Here is a 1,389-nt window from a genome sequence, read left to right on the forward strand (position 1 = left end):
TGATAATCATATAGAAAGCTCCTCGAGTTTTTCGATACAGTTGTGTTGTTCAAAACATAAACAGCATCACGAGGAGCTTAGTATGAAACTATATGGTGGAATTGACTTGCATTCAAATAATAGTGTTATTGCTATCATTAATGAACACGGTGAAACGCTTACCGCTAAGCGTTTAAATAATGACATGTCTGTCATTTTATCTTTTCTCAGTCCTTATAAAGACAATTTAAAAGGACTTGTTGTTGAATCAACTTTTAACTGGTATTGGTTAGTCGATGCTTTAATGGATGATGGGTTTAAACTTCACTTAGCAAACCCCGCTGCAATTAAACAGTATTCAGGCTTAAAGCATGCTGATGACCACAGTGATGCGTGTTGGTTAGCTGAAATGCTACGTCTAAACATTCTGCCTGAGGGCTATATTTATCCTCGAGAGCTCAGGGCTGTTCGCGACTTAATGCGTAAACGAATGGACATTGTTCAACAGTCCACTAAAAACTTATTATCAGTGCAAAGTTGTTACATGCGTCATCTTGGATACAAGCTCAGTAGCAACAAAATCAAACAAATGGCCGCTATCAGAAAAGGCGTCAATGTTGAGCAAGTACACACCGATTTCAGCTCAACGAATACAGCACTGTCGGTCATTTCTAACCTTTCATTAATACGCTGTGCTCAACAGCAAATCAACGCAATAGAGAGTGCTATTTTACAACAAACATCGCTCTCCCCTGAGTTTATAGACCTAACCAGTATCGATGGGATTGGGAATACGTTAGCACTGACCATTATGTTAGAAACAGGCACTATTAAACGTTTTGATAGCCCAGGTAATTTCTCCTCCTATTGTCGCTGCGTTAAAGGTGCAAAATACAGCAATGGGAAGAAGAAAGGCGCTACAAATCAAAAGAATGGTAATCGTTACTTAGCGTGGGCGTTTACTGAGGCCGCTAACTTTGCCATTCGGTATAACCCAACAATTAAAAAGTATTATCAACGCAAGTTAGCTAAAACAAATCAAGTTATCGCGATTAAAACCGTTGCACATAAACTGGCAAGAGCGTGTTACTACGTGCTGAAAGACAACGTCCCATTTGATGAACACAAGGCTTTTTCTTAACGACCATAAAACGAATTAGGTTAACGTGCTGAGTTAAAAACGGGGTTGGTAAAACCATCAGATCTGATTGAGCCTGCACGTTAACCGCTCTTATTTAAATGTTGGGTATGCCCACTGTCTGAGCCACACAGGGTTGGTTATGTAAAAAACATAAACCACAGATTTGTTATTGAGTAGCGTGAGAATGCTGCCAAAACTGGACTGACATTGGTACTAAACGATGACTGAGGCGAAAGCTAAGGGCCTTAATTAATCATCAATGATGCTTA

1 protein-coding gene is annotated in these 1,389 nt (G+C 39.6%); it reads left to right on the plus strand.

Features of this window, described 5'->3' with window-relative positions; genetic code table 11:
• The first annotated feature begins 82 nt into the window (after window positions 1–82).
• Window positions 83–1,120: an IS110 family RNA-guided transposase gene (locus AC27I2_RS19635; protein ID WP_487205256.1), complete on the plus strand. Its 1,038-nt coding sequence runs from the start codon at window positions 83–85 to the stop codon at window positions 1,118–1,120.
• The last annotated feature ends 269 nt before the right edge of the window (window positions 1,121–1,389 follow it).

The organism is Pseudoalteromonas sp. NH0006-46 (genome assembly GCF_057547735.1).